Origin of the sequence: Rhizobium ruizarguesonis (assembly GCF_012349115.1) — a bacterium.
Lineage (GTDB): Bacteria > Pseudomonadota > Alphaproteobacteria > Rhizobiales > Rhizobiaceae > Rhizobium > Rhizobium ruizarguesonis.
This window is the reverse complement of sequence record NZ_PQIG01000001.1, coordinates 101,570-117,720: the sequence shown is the minus strand read 5'-3', so window position 1 is coordinate 117,720 and position 16,151 is coordinate 101,570. Positions and strand designations below refer to the sequence as shown.

14 protein-coding genes and 1 pseudogene are annotated in these 16,151 nt (G+C 63.3%); 6 read left to right on the top strand and 9 right to left on the bottom strand.

What is annotated here, in order from left to right; genetic code table 11:
* Positions 1-4: 4 nt before the first annotated feature.
* The 6 genes from C3Y91_RS00555 to C3Y91_RS00530 all read right to left on the bottom strand — a co-directional run bounded on the left by C3Y91_RS00555 (position 5) and on the right by C3Y91_RS00530 (position 6,693).
* Positions 5-1,255: a dihydrolipoamide acetyltransferase family protein gene (locus tag C3Y91_RS00555; protein WP_027688870.1), complete on the bottom strand. Its 1,251-nt coding sequence runs from the start codon at positions 1,253-1,255 to the stop codon at positions 5-7.
* Positions 1,256-1,258: 3 nt separating this feature from the next.
* Positions 1,259-2,272 carry an alpha-ketoacid dehydrogenase subunit beta gene (locus C3Y91_RS00550; protein WP_018071836.1) on the bottom strand — a complete coding sequence of 338 codons (1,014 nt, stop codon included), beginning with the start codon at positions 2,270-2,272 and terminating at the stop codon, positions 1,259-1,261.
* Position 2,273: 1 nt separating this feature from the next.
* Positions 2,274-3,506, bottom strand: coding sequence for a 3-methyl-2-oxobutanoate dehydrogenase (2-methylpropanoyl-transferring) subunit alpha (locus tag C3Y91_RS00545; RefSeq protein ID WP_027688871.1), 1,233 nt, complete (start codon positions 3,504-3,506; stop codon positions 2,274-2,276).
* 64 nt (positions 3,507-3,570) lie between these two features.
* Positions 3,571-4,698, bottom strand: a complete 1,128-nt coding sequence (locus C3Y91_RS00540) for an acyl-CoA dehydrogenase family protein (RefSeq protein WP_027688872.1) — start codon at positions 4,696-4,698, stop codon at positions 3,571-3,573.
* Between the two features lie 16 nt (positions 4,699-4,714).
* A complete protein-coding gene (locus C3Y91_RS00535) occupies positions 4,715-5,902 on the bottom strand; it encodes an acetyl-CoA C-acyltransferase (RefSeq protein WP_027688873.1) in 1,188 nt (395 codons plus the stop codon).
* Between the two features lie 23 nt (positions 5,903-5,925).
* Positions 5,926-6,693 (bottom strand): 3-hydroxyacyl-CoA dehydrogenase, encoded by a 768-nt coding sequence (locus C3Y91_RS00530; protein WP_168574871.1) that lies wholly within the window; start codon positions 6,691-6,693, stop codon positions 5,926-5,928.
* Positions 6,694-6,775: 82 nt separating this feature from the next.
* Here C3Y91_RS00530 and C3Y91_RS00525 point away from each other — a divergent pair, with 82 nt between their 5' ends.
* Positions 6,776-7,861: an AraC family transcriptional regulator gene (locus tag C3Y91_RS00525; RefSeq protein WP_027688875.1), complete on the top strand. Its 1,086-nt coding sequence runs from the start codon at positions 6,776-6,778 to the stop codon at positions 7,859-7,861.
* Here C3Y91_RS00525 and C3Y91_RS00520 read toward each other — a convergent pair.
* Both C3Y91_RS00520 and C3Y91_RS00515 read right to left on the bottom strand, forming a co-directional pair.
* Positions 7,835-8,253 (bottom strand): annotated as a pseudogene (locus C3Y91_RS00520) (hypothetical protein). The gene C3Y91_RS00525 and the pseudogene C3Y91_RS00520 overlap by 27 nt on opposite strands.
* On the bottom strand, positions 8,243-8,503 hold the full coding sequence (locus C3Y91_RS00515) for a type II toxin-antitoxin system Phd/YefM family antitoxin (protein ID WP_027688876.1): 261 nt from the start codon (positions 8,501-8,503) through the stop codon (positions 8,243-8,245). The pseudogene C3Y91_RS00520 and the gene C3Y91_RS00515 overlap by 11 nt, the downstream one beginning before the upstream one ends.
* 168 nt (positions 8,504-8,671) lie before the next feature.
* Here C3Y91_RS00515 and C3Y91_RS00510 point away from each other — a divergent pair, with 168 nt between their 5' ends.
* The 5 genes from C3Y91_RS00510 to C3Y91_RS00490 are packed head-to-tail and all read left to right on the top strand — an operon-like array spanning position 8,672 to position 14,583.
* On the top strand, positions 8,672-9,817 hold the full coding sequence (locus tag C3Y91_RS00510; protein ID WP_027688877.1) for an isovaleryl-CoA dehydrogenase: 1,146 nt from the start codon (positions 8,672-8,674) through the stop codon (positions 9,815-9,817).
* Positions 9,814-11,424: a carboxyl transferase domain-containing protein gene (locus C3Y91_RS00505; protein WP_027688878.1), complete on the top strand. Its 1,611-nt coding sequence runs from the start codon at positions 9,814-9,816 to the stop codon at positions 11,422-11,424. Before C3Y91_RS00510 ends, C3Y91_RS00505 begins: the two co-directional genes overlap by 4 nt.
* Positions 11,425-11,432: 8 nt before the next feature.
* The gene (locus C3Y91_RS00500; RefSeq protein WP_027688879.1) at positions 11,433-13,298 is read left to right on the top strand and encodes an acetyl/propionyl/methylcrotonyl-CoA carboxylase subunit alpha; all 1,866 of its coding nucleotides are present in this window, start codon (positions 11,433-11,435) and stop codon (positions 13,296-13,298) included.
* Complete coding sequence (locus tag C3Y91_RS00495) at positions 13,298-13,750, top strand: MaoC family dehydratase (protein ID WP_018071825.1); 453 nt, start codon at positions 13,298-13,300, stop codon at positions 13,748-13,750. Before C3Y91_RS00500 ends, C3Y91_RS00495 begins: the two co-directional genes overlap by 1 nt.
* Positions 13,747-14,583 (top strand): HpcH/HpaI aldolase/citrate lyase family protein, encoded by an 837-nt coding sequence (locus C3Y91_RS00490; RefSeq protein WP_168574870.1) that lies wholly within the window; start codon positions 13,747-13,749, stop codon positions 14,581-14,583. Before C3Y91_RS00495 ends, C3Y91_RS00490 begins: the two co-directional genes overlap by 4 nt.
* Before the next feature lie 34 nt (positions 14,584-14,617).
* Here C3Y91_RS00490 and C3Y91_RS00485 read toward each other — a convergent pair whose 3' ends face one another.
* Positions 14,618-16,072 (bottom strand): efflux transporter outer membrane subunit, encoded by a 1,455-nt coding sequence (locus C3Y91_RS00485; protein WP_018071823.1) that lies wholly within the window; start codon positions 16,070-16,072, stop codon positions 14,618-14,620.
* Between the last annotated feature and the right edge of the window lie 79 nt (positions 16,073-16,151).

Genomic DNA, 16,151 nt, shown 5'->3' with positions numbered 1-16,151 from the left:
GATCTCAGCCTTCGATAAAAATGAGCGCAGGCGTTTCGATGAGCGTGCGGATGCGTTGCACGAAGTTTGCCGCATCCCAGCCGTCGATGATGCGGTGATCGAAGCTGGAGGAGAGGTTCATCATCTTGCGCGGCACGAACTGCGCGCCGTCCCAGACCGGTCGTGTGGCGATCTTGTTGACGCCAATGATCGCCACCTCGGGATGATTGATGATGGGTGTCGAGACGATGCCGCCGAGCGCGCCGAGCGAACTGATGGTGATGGTGGAGCCGGACAGCTCATCACGTGTCGCAGTACCCGATCGCGCCGCTTCCGCCAGCCGGTTCATCTCGGCGGCGCAATCCCAGATGCCGCGGGCTTCGGCATGCCGCACGACCGGAACGGTCAGACCGGCCGGCGTCTGCGTGGCGATGCCGACATGCACGGCACTATAGCGCGTGATGATGCCGGCATCGTCGTCGAAAGTGGCGTTGACGTCAGGCTGCTCGGAGATGGCCTTGACCAACGCCCGCATCAGGAAGGGCAGAACCGTCAGCTTCGGATGATCAGGCCTGCGATCGCCGTTCATGGTGGCGCGCAACTCCTCGAGCGCGGACATATCCACTTCCTCCACATAGGTGATGTGGGGGATGCGCGAGGCGGAAAGCACCATCTTCTCGGCAATGCGGCGGCGCAGGCCAGTCAGCTTGATCTCCTCGGTCGCCGTCTTCCTGGCAAAGCCGTTCTTTGCCGTTGCAGGCGCGGTCCCCTGGCTTAGGAATTGCTCGATATCCTCGCGCAGGATACGCCCGGCCGGTCCGGTCGCCTGCACCTGCCTGAGATCGACACCGCTTTCCCTGGCGAAGAGTCGCACCGAGGGAGCGGCAAGCGGCTTTTCGGCCGGCGGCGGCGCCGCAGGCACTGGTATCGCCGCAGGAGTTGGTGCTGCCGGAGCAGGTTTTGCAATCTCGGCCCTGGTCGCCTCAGTAATCGGCGTCTGCGAAATCCCAACAGACTGGGCCTCGCCGACATCTCCCGCCGTCTCGATCCGCACCAGCGGAGCCTTGACCGCGATACGGTCTCCGACCTCGCCGGCAAGCCAGGTGACTGTGCCATTGACGGGAGACGGAATTTCCACCGTGGCCTTGTCGGTCATGACGGCAGCGATCACCATGTCCTCGCGGACGGGATCTCCGGTCTTCACATGCCATTCTACGATCTCGGCCTCGGCGACCCCCTCCCCGACATCGGGCATCTTGATGATGAATTCGCCCATGGCTCAGGCCTCCATGACTTCGGCAAGCGCCCGCCCGACACGGCCGGGACCGGGGAAATAGTCCCACTCCTGCGCATGCGGATAGGGCGTGTCCCAGCCGGCCACGCGCACCACCGGCGCTTCGAGATGATAGAAGCAATGCTCCTGCACCAGTGCTGCGACCTCGGCGCCGAAGCCGGATGTCAAGGTTGCCTCATGCACGACGACGCAGCGTCCCGTCTTCGAGACCGATTTGACGATCGTATCGAGATCGAGCGGCAGCAGGCTTCTCAAATCGATCACCTCGGCATCGATGCCGGCATCTTCGGCCGCGGCAAGCGCCACATGTACCATCGTGCCGTAGGCAACCACCGTCACCGCCGATCCCGCGCGCCGCACCTCGGCCTTGCCGATCGGGATGGTGTAGTGGCCATCGGGCACCTCTCCGAGTTCGTGTTTCGACCAGGGCGTCACCGGCCGCTCGTGATGGCCGTCGAAGGGGCCGTTATAGAGGCGCTTCGGCTCCAGGAACATGACCGGATCGGGATCCTCGATCGCCGCGATCAGCAAGCCTTTGGCGTCATAGGGATTGGAAGGCACGATCACCTTCAGCCCGCAGACATGGGTAAAAAGCGCCTCCGGGCTCTGGCTGTGCGTCTGGCCGCCGAAGATACCGCCGCCTGTCGGCATGCGCACGACGATCGGGCAGGTGAAATCGCCGTTGGAACGGTAGCGAATGCGCGCCGCCTCCTGGGTCAGCTGGTCATAGGCCGGATACATGTAATCGGCGAACTGGATTTCGACACAGGGTTTCAGCCCATAGGCCGCCATGCCGATCGCCGTACCGACGATGCCGGACTCGCTGATTGGCGTATCGAAGCAGCGTGTTCTGCCGTATTTTGCCTGCAGGCCCTGTGTGCTGCGAAAGACGCCGCCGAAATAACCGACATCCTCGCCGAAAACGACGACATTGTCGTCACGTGCCATCGAGACGTCCATGGCGCTGCGCACGGCCTCGATCATCGTCATTCTGGCCATGTCAGTACCCCGCCTTCTGTCGCTGGCGGCGGATATGCGGCGGCATCTCGGCATAGACGCCCTCGAAAATGTCGCGCACCGAAGGCCTGCCCCCGGCATGCAGCGTGCCATGCGCCTCTGCCTGGCGCTGCGCCTCGATCACCTCGTCCATGATTTCGGCTTCGGCCTGCACATGCCGTTCCTCCGACCATGCGCCCTTGACGATCAGATGTTTCTTCAGCCGCAGCACGGGGTCGCCGAGCGGCCAGGCCTCCGATTCCGTCTTGGGCCGATAGGCGCTCGGATCGTCGGAAGTCGAATGCGCGCCGACGCGATAGGTCACATATTCGATCAGCGTCGGGCCGAGATTGCGCCGCGCGCGTTCGGCCGCCCAGCGGGCGACGGCATGGACGGCGAGATAGTCGTTTCCGTCGACACGCAGCGCCGGAATGCCGAAGCCAAGGCCCCTCGCCGCGAAAGTGCCGGAACCGCCGCGGGCGATGCCCTGGAAGGTCGAGATCGCCCACTGATTGTTGACGATGTTGAGAATAACAGGCGCCTTGTAGGTCGAGGCGAAAACGAGCGCCGAGTGGAAATCCGATTCCGCCGTCGATCCGTCGCCGATCCAGGCGGCGGCAATGCGGCTGTCGTTCTTGATCGCCGAGGCCATCGCCCAGCCGACAGCCTGCACATATTGGGTGGCGAGATTGCCCGAGATGGTGAAGAAGCCGTGTTCCTTGGAGGAATACATGATCGGCAATTGCCGGCCGCGCAGAGGATCGCTCTCGTTCGAGTAGATCTGGTTCATCATCTCGACCATCGGATAGTCGTCGGCAATCAGCAGCCCTGCCTGGCGATAGGTCGGGAAATTCATGTCTCCCTTCTCGAGCGCCTTGCGAAAGGCGCAACTGACGGCCTCTTCGCCGAGATGCTGCATGTAGAAGGAGGTCTTGCCCTGCCGCTGCGCCATCAGCATGCGGGCGTCGAAGGCGCGCAGCTTCATCATGTTGCGAAGCCCGGTCAGCAACTCCTCATTGGAGAGCGACCCTGCCCAGGGACCGACCGCCTCGCCCTCGCGATTCAAAACACGGATGATGGAATAGGCGAGGTCGCGGATATCTTCGGATGCGACATCCACCTCCGGCCGCGGCACGGAGCCGGCCTTGGCAATCTTGACGTTGGAAAAATCGGGCTGACCGCCGGGACGAACGGCGGGTTCGGGAACATGCAGGCTCAACCGAGCGGAATCCACCATGCTTTTTCTTTCCTCCCTTTGGCGGCCTTGCTCCCCCCTCCGGAAGCAGGGCCGGATGTGGTTCTTATAGATTGCGGGCGATCACCATGCGCTGCACGTCGCTCGTTCCTTCATAGATCTGGCAGATGCGCACATCGCGGTAGATGCGCTCGACCGGATAGTCAGCCATGTAGCCATAACCTCCATGGATCTGGATCGCGTCGGAGCAGACGCGCTCGGCCATCTCGGAGGCAAAGAGCTTCGCCATCGAAGCTTCCGACAGGCAGGGCAGCCCGGCCTCCCTGAGGGAGGCGGCATGAAAGACAAGCTGCCGCGCCGCTTCGATCCGCACCGCCATATCGGCAAGGCGGAAGGCAACGGCCTGGTGCTCAAAGATCGGCTTGCCGAAGGCCGTGCGCTCCCTGGCGTAGTCGCGCGCCGCCTCGAAGGCCGCCCGTGCCATGCCGACGGCCTGCGCCGCGATGCCGATCCGTCCGCCCTCGAGATTGGCGAGCGCGATGCGATAGCCCTCGCCTTCCGCGCCGAGCCTGAGTTCTGCCGGAATGCGCATGCTGTTGAAGGCGATCTGGCAGGTATCGGAGGAATGCAGTCCAAGTTTTTCCTCGACGCGGATCACCTCGTAGCCCGGCGTATCCGTCTGCACGATGAAGGCGGTGATGCCCTTCTTTCCGACATCGGGATCGGTAACGGCAAAGACGATGATGACATTGCCGTTCTTTCCTGAAGTGATGAATTGCTTGGAGCCGTCGATCACGTAGTGGTCGCCATCACGCCGCGCCCGGGTCTTCAGGTTGGAGGCATCGGAACCGGCCTGCGGCTCGGTCAGCGCAAAGCCGCCAATCCATTCGCCGCTGGCCAGTTTCGGCAGGAAGCGCTGCCGCTGCTCCTCGGTGCCGAATTTCAGGATCGGCACACAGCCGACGGAGCTATGCACGCTCATGATCGTCGAACACGGCCCGTCGCCCGCGGCAATTTCCTCCAGCGCCGCCGCATAGGCGACCACGCCGGTATCCGATCCCCCATAGGCTTCCGGCACCAGCATGCCGAGCAGCCCGAGTTCGCCCATTTCCTTCAGTTCCTCGCGCGGGAAGAGATGCTCCCGGTCGCGTTTGGCTGCCCCCGGGGCCAGCCGGTCGCGGGCAAAGTCGCGGGCGAGATCTGAGATCTGCTGTTGGAGGTCGGAAAGGATCATCTGTTCTCTCCCTCTCCTATTGCCGTTCGATGGCAACGGCGGTCGCCTCGCCGCCGCCGATGCAGAGCGCGGCCATGCCGCGCTTCAGGTCGTATCGCTCCAGCGCCGCAAGCAGCGTCACCAGGATGCGAGCCCCCGACGCGCCGATCGGATGGCCGAGCGCGCAGGCGCCGCCATGCACGTTCACTTTTTCATGCGGCAGGTTGAGATCGCGCATCGCCGCCATGGCGACGACGGCGAAAGCCTCGTTGATTTCGAACAGATCGACCTCCGAGAGTGGCAAGCCGGTGCGATCGGACAGCTTCTGCAGCGCGCCGATCGGTGCGGTGGCGAAAAGATTGGGCGCCTGTGAATGCGTGGCATAGCCGAGGATGGTGGCGAGCGGCTTCAGGCCGCGATGCTCCGCCTCGGAACGGCGCATCAGCACCAGGGCTGCCGCGCCATCGGAGATCGAGCTGGAATTGGCGGCAGTCACCGTGCCGCCCTCGCGGAAGGCGGGCTTCAGCGTCGGGATCTTGTCGAGCTTCGCCTTGCCGGGTTGTTCATCGCGGCTCGCCAGCTGCTCGGCCTTGCTCGATTTTACCGTGACCGGCACGATCTCGCTTTCGAAACAGCCTTCGGCGATCGCCTTCTGCGCCCGCGTCAGCGAGGTGATGGCGTAGCTATCCTGCGCCTCGCGCGTGAACTGATAGGCCTCGGCGCAATCCTCCGCGAAGCTGCCCATCAAGCGCCCCTTGTCATAAGCATCCTCCAGCCCGTCGAGGAACATATGATCCACGACACGCCCATGGCCGAGCCTGTAGCCGCCACGGGCCTTGTCAAGGAGATAGGGCGTATTGGTCATGCTTTCCATGCCACCTGCAACCGCTACAGAAGCGCTGCCGGCGGCGATCAGGTCATGCACCATCATCACCGCCTTCATGCCCGAGCCGCACATCTTGTTGACGGTGCTCGCCGCCGTGGCGAAGGGCAGACCGGCATGGATCGCCGCCTGGCGCGCCGGCGCCTGCCCCTGCCCCGCCGGCAGTACGCAGCCGAAGACGACCTCCTCGATCGCCTCGGCCTCGACGCGGCTCCGCTCAAGCGCCGCGCGGATCGCCGTTGCTCCGAGCTCCGGCGCTGTCGCCTCCTTCAGCTCTCCCTGAAAGCTGCCGATCGGGGTGCGCGCTGCACCGACGATGACGATGGGATCCTGCAATGTCATGTTTCCTCCTCTGGGCAACGCGCTCAGCGCGCGCCCATCCGCAATCCGCCGTCGAGGCGGATGACCTCGCCGTTCAGCATGTTGTTTTCAAAGATATGATGCACCAGCCCGGCGAATTCCGCCGGACGGCCGAGCCGCGGCGGAAAGGGCACGCTCTTGCCGAGCGCCGCCTGAACCTCGGCTGGCATGTCAGCCATCATCGGTGTCTCGAAAATGCCGGGTGCGATCGACACGACGCGAATGCCGTGACGTGCAAGCTCGCGGGCGATCGGCAAGGTCATCGCCGCCACCCCGCCCTTGGAGGCGGCATAGGCTGCCTGGCCGATCTGGCCGTCGAAGGCTGCAGCCGAGGCCGTATTGACGATGACGCCGCGTTCGCCTTCCGCATCCGGCTCGGTCGTCTGGATCGCTGCGGCGGCCAGCCGGATCATGTTGAACGTGCCGATGAGATTGATGCCGACCGTGCGGGCAAAACTCTCCAGCCGGTGCGGTCCGTCGCGGCCGATCACCTTTTCGGCCGGCGCCACGCCCGCGCAATTCACCAAACCGCGCAGGCTGCCGAAGGCTTCGACGGCAGCGGCAACCACCGCAGCCCCCTCCTCGCCATCGGTTACATCGGCCTTGACGAAGCGGGCATCGCTTCCGAATTCCCGGGCAATCTCTTCGCCCGCTTGCATATTGAGATCGGCAATCGTCACGCGCCCGCCGGCCTCCACAAGCGCGCGCACTGTTGCCGCACCCAAGCCGGAGCCGCCGCCGGTCACGATGAAACTTGCTCCACGGATCAGCATGAATGTCTTCCTCCCTGCCGACCGCACCCCCTCCAAGCGCAACCGACGGATACGATTCTATTCGCTCCACCTATTGCAAGCGATGACAGAACTGCTCCATTATTTCGGCCAGTTTTGCCATAGCGAGGATAGAATGGCCGAGATCGAGCGACGCATGATCGCGCCAGGCTTCGTGGAGGAGGCACTCGACAGCCTGCGGCGGCTCGGCAAGCCGACGGCGCCGGTCCTTGCCCGCGTCGGCCTGGCATCCCCGGTCGATCAGCCGGTTTCGGCGGAGACCTATGGCGCGCTCTGGCTGGCGATCGCCGCCGAGCTCGACGATGAATTCTTCGGCATGGGCGCACGGCCGATGCGTAGCGGCAGCTTCACGCTGCTCTGCCACTCTGTCCTGCATGCGCCGACGCTGGGTCAAGCGCTCCGCCGGGCGCTGCGCTTCCTCGATGTCGTGCTCGACGACCCCCGGGGACGGCTCGTCATCCGCGACGGTCTGGCCGAGATCGAGCTCAGCGACGCCGGCGGCCCGCGTTCGGCCTTCGCCTACCGCACCTACTGGATCATCCTGCACGGCATCATCTGCTGGCTGGTCGGCCGGCGCATTCCGATCCGGCTTGTCGATTTCCGCTGCGCGGAACCCAAACAAGGGGCGGACTACCGGCTCTTCTTCGGCGCCCCGGTGCGTTTCTCGCAAGCCATCAGCCGGCTCGGCTTCGACAGCGCCTTGCTGGATCTGCCGATCTCACGCAGTGAACAGGCCTTGAAGCAATTCTTGCGCGGCGCACCCGCCAATATTCTGGTGCGCTACCGCTATGATGCCGGCATCGCCGCCGCCGTCCGCCGGCGCTTGAACCAGGCAACGCCTGCCATGTGGCGGAGTTTTGCCGAGCTTGCCGCCGATATGCGCATGCCGCCCTCCACGCTCCGCCACCGCCTGCACGACGAGGGACAAAGCTATGCCGCCATCAAGGACGACATCCGCCGGGATCTCGCCGTCGAACTGCTGCTGAACACGTCGATGACCATCGGTGAGATTGCCGTGCAGCTCGGCTATTCCGAGCCGAGCGCCTTCTTCCGGGCCTTCCGCAAATGGGTGGGCAAGAGCCCCGAGGGCTTTCGGCGGGACGGAGCGGAAATCGAGGGCATGTCAGTCGAATCGGTTGACCCGCCCTGACTGGCCTCGCGCTTTCGCGAACATGGCGGCAACCTTCATCGTGAACGACTTGCTGAAGCGGCCAAGAACCGCCTGATGAGGCTCGATGTACCAGGATCGCTCGACGATATCGTAATTGTATTCGTCGACGACGATCCAACTCTGTTTGAGATCACCGAGACCGGCGCGCCGGCGTTCGATATCGGGAATTTCCAGCGCAACCCTTCCCACCTCCGGCGACTGTGTGGTGATTGCCAGAAGGACGAGATGCGTGTTTCCATCGCTCGCACTGCGGATGGCGATGACGACACAGACTGGGCGCTGTTGCGCCCCTCGGTCTCACCACGCTGCTGTTGCCATGCCCAGAGATAGGGATAGGTTATCACCTCGCCCGGGCGAAACTCATGGCTCATCGTCGTAGCCTTCACCGTGCGCCATCCGCTCAATCGCCTCGCCGAACAATTCGGCATGCTCGTCCGGCATCTCCGAAATATGATGGGCACGACGCGGGTCCCCGCCGCTGCGCATTCGCTGATAGTGCTCATAGCTCATCAGCACGAAACGTGGTTTGTTGTGGCGGGTAAGAATAACCGGCTCGCGGCTCGCGACATCGGTGACATCACCAATCTGTTTATTGAGATCACCTGTCGTGAACTGTCGCATGATCATCGTCTCCGGTTTGATTTCCATATATTCCATATTTTCCATATTTTCAAGAAAATGGCGCTCACGCGCCCTCGCCAAGAATTCGCAAGGTTCTTCGGCCGCATCATTCAAGGGCACTTTGACCCTGCCGCAACCCGCGCTACATATTTCAGCGGGAGGAGTGCCATGTTTGATTTTTCGCTCGGCGAAACCGCGGACGCGATCCGTGAAACGACGGCGCGGTTTGCCGCCGATCATATTGCTCCGCTGGCTGCGGAGATCGACGAAAGCAACACGTTTCCACGCCAGCTCTGGCCCGAGATGGGTGCGCTCGGCCTGCATGGGATCACCGTCGAGGAAGAATTCGGTGGCGCCGGTCTCGGTTATCTCGATCACGTCGTCGCCATGGAGGAAGTTTCGCGCGCCTCGGCCTCCGTGGGGCTCAGTTACGGCGCCCATTCCAATCTCTGCGTCAACCAGATCCGCCGCTGGGCCTCGCCGGAACAAAAGCGCCTCCACCTGCCGAAGCTGATCTCCGGCGAACATGTCGGTTCGCTCGCCATGTCGGAGGTCGGCGCCGGTTCCGATGTCGTCTCCATGCGGTTGCGTGCGGAGAAAAAAGGCGACCGCTATATTCTGAACGGCACCAAGTTCTGGATCACCAACGCGCCGCATGCCGACGTGCTGGTCGTTTATGCCAAGACCGATCCCGCAGCCGGCCCGAAAGGCATTTCCGCCTTGATCATCGAGAAAGGCCTGCCCGGTTTCAGCGTCTCCAAGAAGCTCTCCAAACTCGGCATGCGCGGCAGCGATACGGCCGAACTGGTGTTCGAGGATTGCGAGGTGCCGGCCGAGGCGCTGATGGGCCGGGAGGGAGAAGGCGTGAAGATCCTGATGTCCGGCCTCGATTATGAGCGTGCCGTGCTTGCCGGCGGGCCGCTCGGCATCATGCAAGCCTGCCTCGATGTCGTGCTGCCCTATGTTCGCGATCGCAAGCAATTCGGCAAAGCGATCGGCGATTTCCAGCTGATGCAGGGCAAGATCGCCGACATGTATGTGGCGCTGAATTCGGCGCGCGCCTATGTCTATTCCGTCGCCCGCGCCTGCGATGCCGGCCGCGCGACGCGCACGGATGCTGCTGCCGCGATCCTTTTCGCCAGCGAGAACGCCGTGAAAGTGTCGCTGGAGGCGATCCAGGCGCTCGGCGGCGCCGGCTATACCAAGGAATGGCCGGTCGAACGCTTTTTGCGCGACGCCAAGCTTTACGATATCGGCGCCGGCACCAATGAGATCCGCCGCTACCTGATCGGCCGGGAGCTCATCGCATCATGACGGTGATTTCGACTGCGATCGATCGCGACAGCGACAGCTTCAAGGCCAATGCCAGCAAGAATAAAGCCCTGATCGACGAACTCCTCAATCGTTCGGCGAAAGCGCGCGAGGGCGGATCACAAACGGCGCGCGAGCGCCATACCGGCAAGGGCAAGCTCCTGCCGCGCGATCGCATCCAGCTGCTCATCGATGCCGGCAGCCCGTTCCTGGAGATCGGCACGCTGGCCGCTAACGGCATGTATGATGACGAGGCGCCAGGCGCCGGCATCATCGCCGGCATCGGCCGCGTTTCCGGCCGCGAGGTGATGATCGTCGCCAATGACGCGACGGTGAAGGGCGGCGCCTATTTCCCGATGACGGTGAAGAAACATCTGCGGGCGCAGGAGATCGCCCTGCAGAACCGCCTGCCCTGCCTCTATCTGGTCGATAGCGGCGGCGCCAATCTTCCACATCAGGCCGAAGTCTTTCCCGACCGCGACCATTTCGGCGCGATCTTCTACAACCAGGCGCAGATGTCGGCCGAGGGAATCCCACAGATCGCCTGCGTGATGGGAAGCTGTACGGCCGGCGGCGCTTATGTGCCCGCCATGTCCGACGAAACGGTCATTGTGCGCAATCAGGGCACGATCTTCCTCGCCGGCCCGCCGCTGGTGAAGGCCGCGACCGGCGAGATCATTTCAGCCGAAGAGCTCGGCGGCGCCGAAACCCATGGCCGCCGCTCCGGCGTCGTCGATCATGTCGCCGAAAACGACGAACATGCGCTGCTGCTCGTGCGTGATATCGCAGCCACTCTCAACAGCGTGAAGGCCATTGATATCGACCTGCAGAAGCCACGGCCGCCGAAACTCGATCCCGAGGATCTCTGCGGCCTGATCCCGGAGGATGTACGCTCGCCCTATGATGTGCGCGAGGTCATCGGCCGGATCGTCGATGGCTCGGAACTGCATGAGTTCAAGCCGCTCTACGGCACCACGCTGGTCTGCGGCTTCGCCCGCATCTGGGGCATGCCCGTTGCCGTCATCGCCAATAACGGCGTGCTGTTTTCCGAAAGCGCGCTGAAGGGCGCGCATTTCATCGAGCTTGCCTGCCAGCGCCGCATACCCTTGCTCTTTCTGCAGAACATCTCCGGCTTCATGGTCGGCGGCCGCTATGAGGCCGGCGGCATCGCCAAGGATGGGGCAAAGCTGGTGACGGCGGTCGCAACCGCGAGCGTGCCGAAGGTCACCGTCATCATTGGCGGCAGCTTCGGCGCCGGCAATTACGGCATGTGCGGCCGCGCCTATCGCCCGCGCTTTCTCTTCACCTGGCCGAACAGTCGCATCAGCGTGATGGGCGGCGAACAGGCGGCCTCGGTGCTCGCCACCATCCGCCGAGACTCCATGGAGGCGCGCGGTGAGAATTGGTCTATTGAAGAGGAGGAAGCCTTCAAGGCGCCGATCCGCGCCGGCTACGAGGCCGAGGGCAATCCCTATTATGCCACGGCTCGCCTGTGGGACGACGGCATCATCGACCCTCGCCAGACCCGGGATGTGCTCGGCCTTGCCTTTTCCGCCTGCCTGAATGCGCCGATCCCGAAAGGGCCGCGCTTCGGCCTGTTCAGGATGTGAGGCGCGGTATGATGGAAAGTCTTCTCATTGCCAACAGGGGCGAAATCGCCCGCCGCATCATCCGCTCGGCCAAGGTGCTCGGCATCCGCACCATCGCCGTCTATTCCGAGGCCGATGCCGGCCTGCCCTTCGTGAGGGAAGCGGACGAGGCGATCGCCGTCGGCCCCTCGCCGGCCCGCGAAAGCTATCTCTCTCAGACCCGCATCCTCGAGGCCGCCCGGAAAACCGGCGCTGCGGCGATCCATCCCGGCTACGGTTTCCTTTCGGAAAATGCCGGATTTGCCGAAGCGGTGGAAAAGGCAGGCATAATCTGGGTCGGCGCACCGCCCGCCGCCATCCGGGCGATGGGGCTCAAGGACGCGGCGAAGGAATTGATGCAGGCATCAGGCGTGCCCGTCACCCCCGGCTATATGGGCGCGGACCAGAGCGAAGAAAGGCTGGCGGCCGAGGCGGACACCATCGGTTATCCCGTGCTCGTCAAAGCGGTCGCTGGCGGCGGCGGCAAGGGCATGCGCCGCGTCGAGCGCGCGCAAGATTTCGCCGAACTTCTCGCCTCCTGTCGCCGTGAAGCGGCCGCTTCCTTTGGCGACGACCGCGTTCTGATCGAACGCTATATTGCCAATCCGCGCCATATCGAGGTGCAGGTTTTCGCCGATACGCTCGGCAATTGCGTTCATCTCTTCGAACGTGACTGTTCGCTGCAGCGCCGTCACCAGAAGGTTATCGAGGAGGCCCCTGCCCCCGGCCTCGATGCCGCAACGCGCGCGGCAATCTGCGATGCGGCAGTGAAAGCCGCAAAAGCGGTGAATTATGTCGGCGCCGGCACCATCGAATTCATCGCCGATGCCTCGGAAGGCCTTCGCGAAGATCGCATCTGGTTCATGGAGATGAACACCCGCCTCCAGGTGGAACACCCGGTCACCGAGGCAATTACTGGCGAGGATCTGGTGCTCTGGCAGTTGAAGGTCGCTAGCGGCGAACCGCTGCCGAAATTGCAGGACGAGATCGCCATGAACGGCTGGGCGTTCGAAGCCCGCCTCTATGCCGAAAATCCTGCCGCCGGCTATCTGCCCTCGACCGGTCGGCTCGAACATCTCAGCCTGCCGGAGGCCGTCCGTGTCGATAGCGGCGTCGAGCAAGGGGATGACATCACCGCCTTCTATGACCCGATGATTGCCAAGATCATTGTCCATGGGTCGAACCGCGAGGCGGCACTTTCGAAGCTCGCAGCCGCCTGCGCCGGCATCGAGGTCTGGCCGGTCAAATCCAATGCCGGCCTTCTCGCCCGCATCGCCGTCGACCCGGATTTTTGCGCAGCTCGGATCGATACCGGCTTCCTCGACCGCCATGGCGATAGCCTTGTGGCAACGAAGCTGAGCGAAATCGCAATCGACACGGCGGCCACGGTGCTTTCAAGAAATACGGATGGTGATCCCTGGTCCGCTCTTGCCGGATTCCGCATCGCCGGCGCGGATGACAAGAGGGTGCGCATCCGTATCGGCGAGCAACTCCTTTGGGGGCAGTCACGTCCGGAGCTTGAGGCAAATGCCGTCACGATCGGTGAAACCACGGTGCTTTTCGACGCCGGCAATGCCTGGCCGATCAGCCTGCCCGTGGCAAGCGAAGTCGAGGCAAGTCAGGGTGCCGGCGATGGCGCGATCCTTTCTCCCATGCCCGGCCTCGTCATTTCGGTGGATGTCGCCGAAGGCGATCGTGTCGCCAAGGGGGACCGCCTGCTGACAGTCGAAGCGATGAAAATGGAACATTCTCTGCGTGCGCCCTTCGACGGCATCGTCGAAAAGCTGCAGGTTTCCTCGGGGATCAGGGTCTCGGAAAACCAGCTGGTCGTCAGCATTGTGAAGGAGCAGGATTGATGGCCGGCCGTTATTTCGACGAGTGGACGGTCGGCGACCGCATCGCCCACGACATCCGCCGCACGGTCACCGAGACCGACAATCTGCTGTTCACGACGCTTTCCCACAATCCGCAGCCGCTGCATCTCGATGCCGATTATGCGGCCGGCACCGAATTCGGCCGGATCGTCGTCAACGGCACCTTCACCTTTGCGCTCACCGTCGGCCTCTCGGTCGGCGACACCACGCTCGGTACGCTCGTCGCCAATCTCGGCTATGACAAGGTGACGATGCCAAAGCCGGTCTTTATCGGCGATACGCTGCGGGTGGAAACGGAGGTGATGGAGCTGCGTCGCTCGAACTCCCGCCCCGATGCCGGCATCGCCACCTTCCGGCATATCACCCTGAACCAGCGCGGCGAGATCGTCTGCCAGTGCCTGCGCACGGCAATGCTGAAGGTGAAACCGTCATGAGGCTGCGCTCGCTACTCTTTGCGCCCGGTGACCGGCCGGAGCGTTTCGAAAAAGCGCTCACCTCAGGCGCCGATGCCGTCATTCTCGACCTGGAGGATTCGGTTGCGCCCATAAACAAGCCGAAAGCGCGTGAAAGCGTGCACGAATTCGTCTTGCATCATGCCGGCGAGACCCCTCTCCTGGTCCGCATCAATCCCCTCGCCTCGCCAGAATTCGAAGGCGACCTTGCCGCTTTGAGCGGCCTTCATCCTTTCGCGATCGTGCTGCCGAAGGCCCAGGGTGCTGCTTCGGTGCTGAAGCTTGCAGGCTCTCTTGCATCTGCAATTCCCATCTTGCCGATCGCAACCGAAACGCCATCCGCGATCTTCGAGATCGGCAGCTACCGGGATGTCGCGAGCAGCCTCTGCGGCCTGACCTGGGGTGCTGAGGATCTGTCTGCCGCGATGGGGGCTACGACCGCGCGCAGGACGGATGGCCGCTACACGCCGCCCTACGAGCTTGCCCGCTCGCTCACGCTGTTCGCGGCCCATGCCGCCGCCGTTCCGGCAATCGACACCGTCTATCCCGATTTCCACGATCTCAACGGTCTCAGGGCCTATGTCGGCCGAGCCCGGCGCGACGGCTTTTCCGGGATGATGGCCATCCATCCGAGCCAGGTCGAAACGATCAATCACGCCTTCACGCCGGACGCATCCGAGATCGCCTGGGCAGAGAAAGTCGCCGCCGCCTTTGCCGCCAGGCCCGACGCGGGCGTCATCCAGCTTGACGGACGCATGCTGGACCTGCCGCATCTCAAGCTTGCCCTCCGCATCCTGGAGATATCAGGCCGATAGCCAGCGAGCCGCTCGCTTGACTGTCTACGGCCAATTAGTCTGACTTCGCCATTCGCTCGGGAGCATTCTGCCCTTGTTCTGTCAGGTAGCCGGCGCCGATGGCGACATAGAGATCCACATAGTCCTTGGCAACCTCCTGCACGGTGGCTGCAAGGCTTGCCTGGGCATCGGAGACCGAACGTTGAGCGTCCAGGACGTCAAGCAGCGACGAGGCGCCGTCTTTATAGCTCGTCGTTGAAAGCGCGAGCGATTCCTCAGCCGTCTGCACCTGCCTGCGCAGCGGCGCCAGTGTCTGCGTGTCGTGGCGAACCGCCGACAGCGCGTTTTCCACCTCTTCGACCCCGTTCAGCACCGCCTCTTTCCAGGCGAGATACTGGGTCCTGGCATCGGATTTTTCGATATCGACATTCGCCCGCAATTTGCCGCCGTCGAAGATCGGCAGGTTGAGCGTCGGTCCGAACGACCAGCTGGTCAGAGTTCCGCCACTGGCGCCCGATGATTTGACCCAGCTCGGCGAGATCGACCCGGAGAGCGAGATCGATGGATAAAGCTGGGCCTCGGCAGCACCGATATCGGCGACGGCCGCTGCCAGGTCGCGTTCTGCCTTGCGGATATCGGGACGGTTGCGGATGAGGTCGGCCGGAATGCCGGCGCGAATGTCGCCGCGGAAAACCGGCTGACCGGCGCTTTTCTGCAGTTCGCCCATCAGCGAGGCCGCCGGCATCCCGAGCAGAGTGGCAATGTGATGGGCCGATTCGGTGAAGCTCTGTTGGAGGCCAGGAATGTCGGACTTTGTCGACTGTACCAGACCCTCGGCCTGAACGACATCGAGGCGGGAGGCCGCACCTGCCTTGAGCTGCAGCTGCGTGAGTTCGTAAGTCTGTTGGCGCGAATTCAAGCTCGCCTGTGAAAGCGCGATGCGCTCCTGGTAATAGCGGGCGTCGATATAGCTCTCGACCAGGTCTTTCAGGAAGGTGAGCTTTGCATTGTCGGCCGTTGCATAGGCGGCCCCCAGCGAGGCAATCGCACTCTCCTTCGAGCGACGGTATTGGCCGAAGAAGTCGAGCAGCCAGGAAAGGCTGGCCTCGCCACCTGTCGTGTTCGTGGTGCCGATGGTCGTACGCTGCGAACCCTTCTCACCGGACACGGTGTGCGATGCGCTGACATCGAGGCTCGGCAGGCCACCGGCACCGGCAACCGTGACATTGGCGGAAGCCGAATTGATGCGCTCGAGCGCCTGCAGGACATCGAGGTTCTCGCTCAGACCATGAGCCACCAGGCCATCGAGCTGCTTGTCACGATAGGCCGTCCACCACTGCGCCGCCACGACATCGCCGTTGCTCTTGCTCCCGCCCTCTTGGAATTTGGCAGGAAGCGGCATCTGCGGGGGAACGTGCTCCGGGCCGCTGACGCAGCCCGCCAGCAGAAGCGTGAATGCCGATGCGGCGTAGCGGAGGGATGATATTCTTGTGCAGAGCGACGGAGTCACTGGCGAGCTTTCTGAACCGGGATCGTAGGTTCAGGCTTAGCGGCGCCAACGTTAATGGCGGTAAAGACACTGTAAAGTT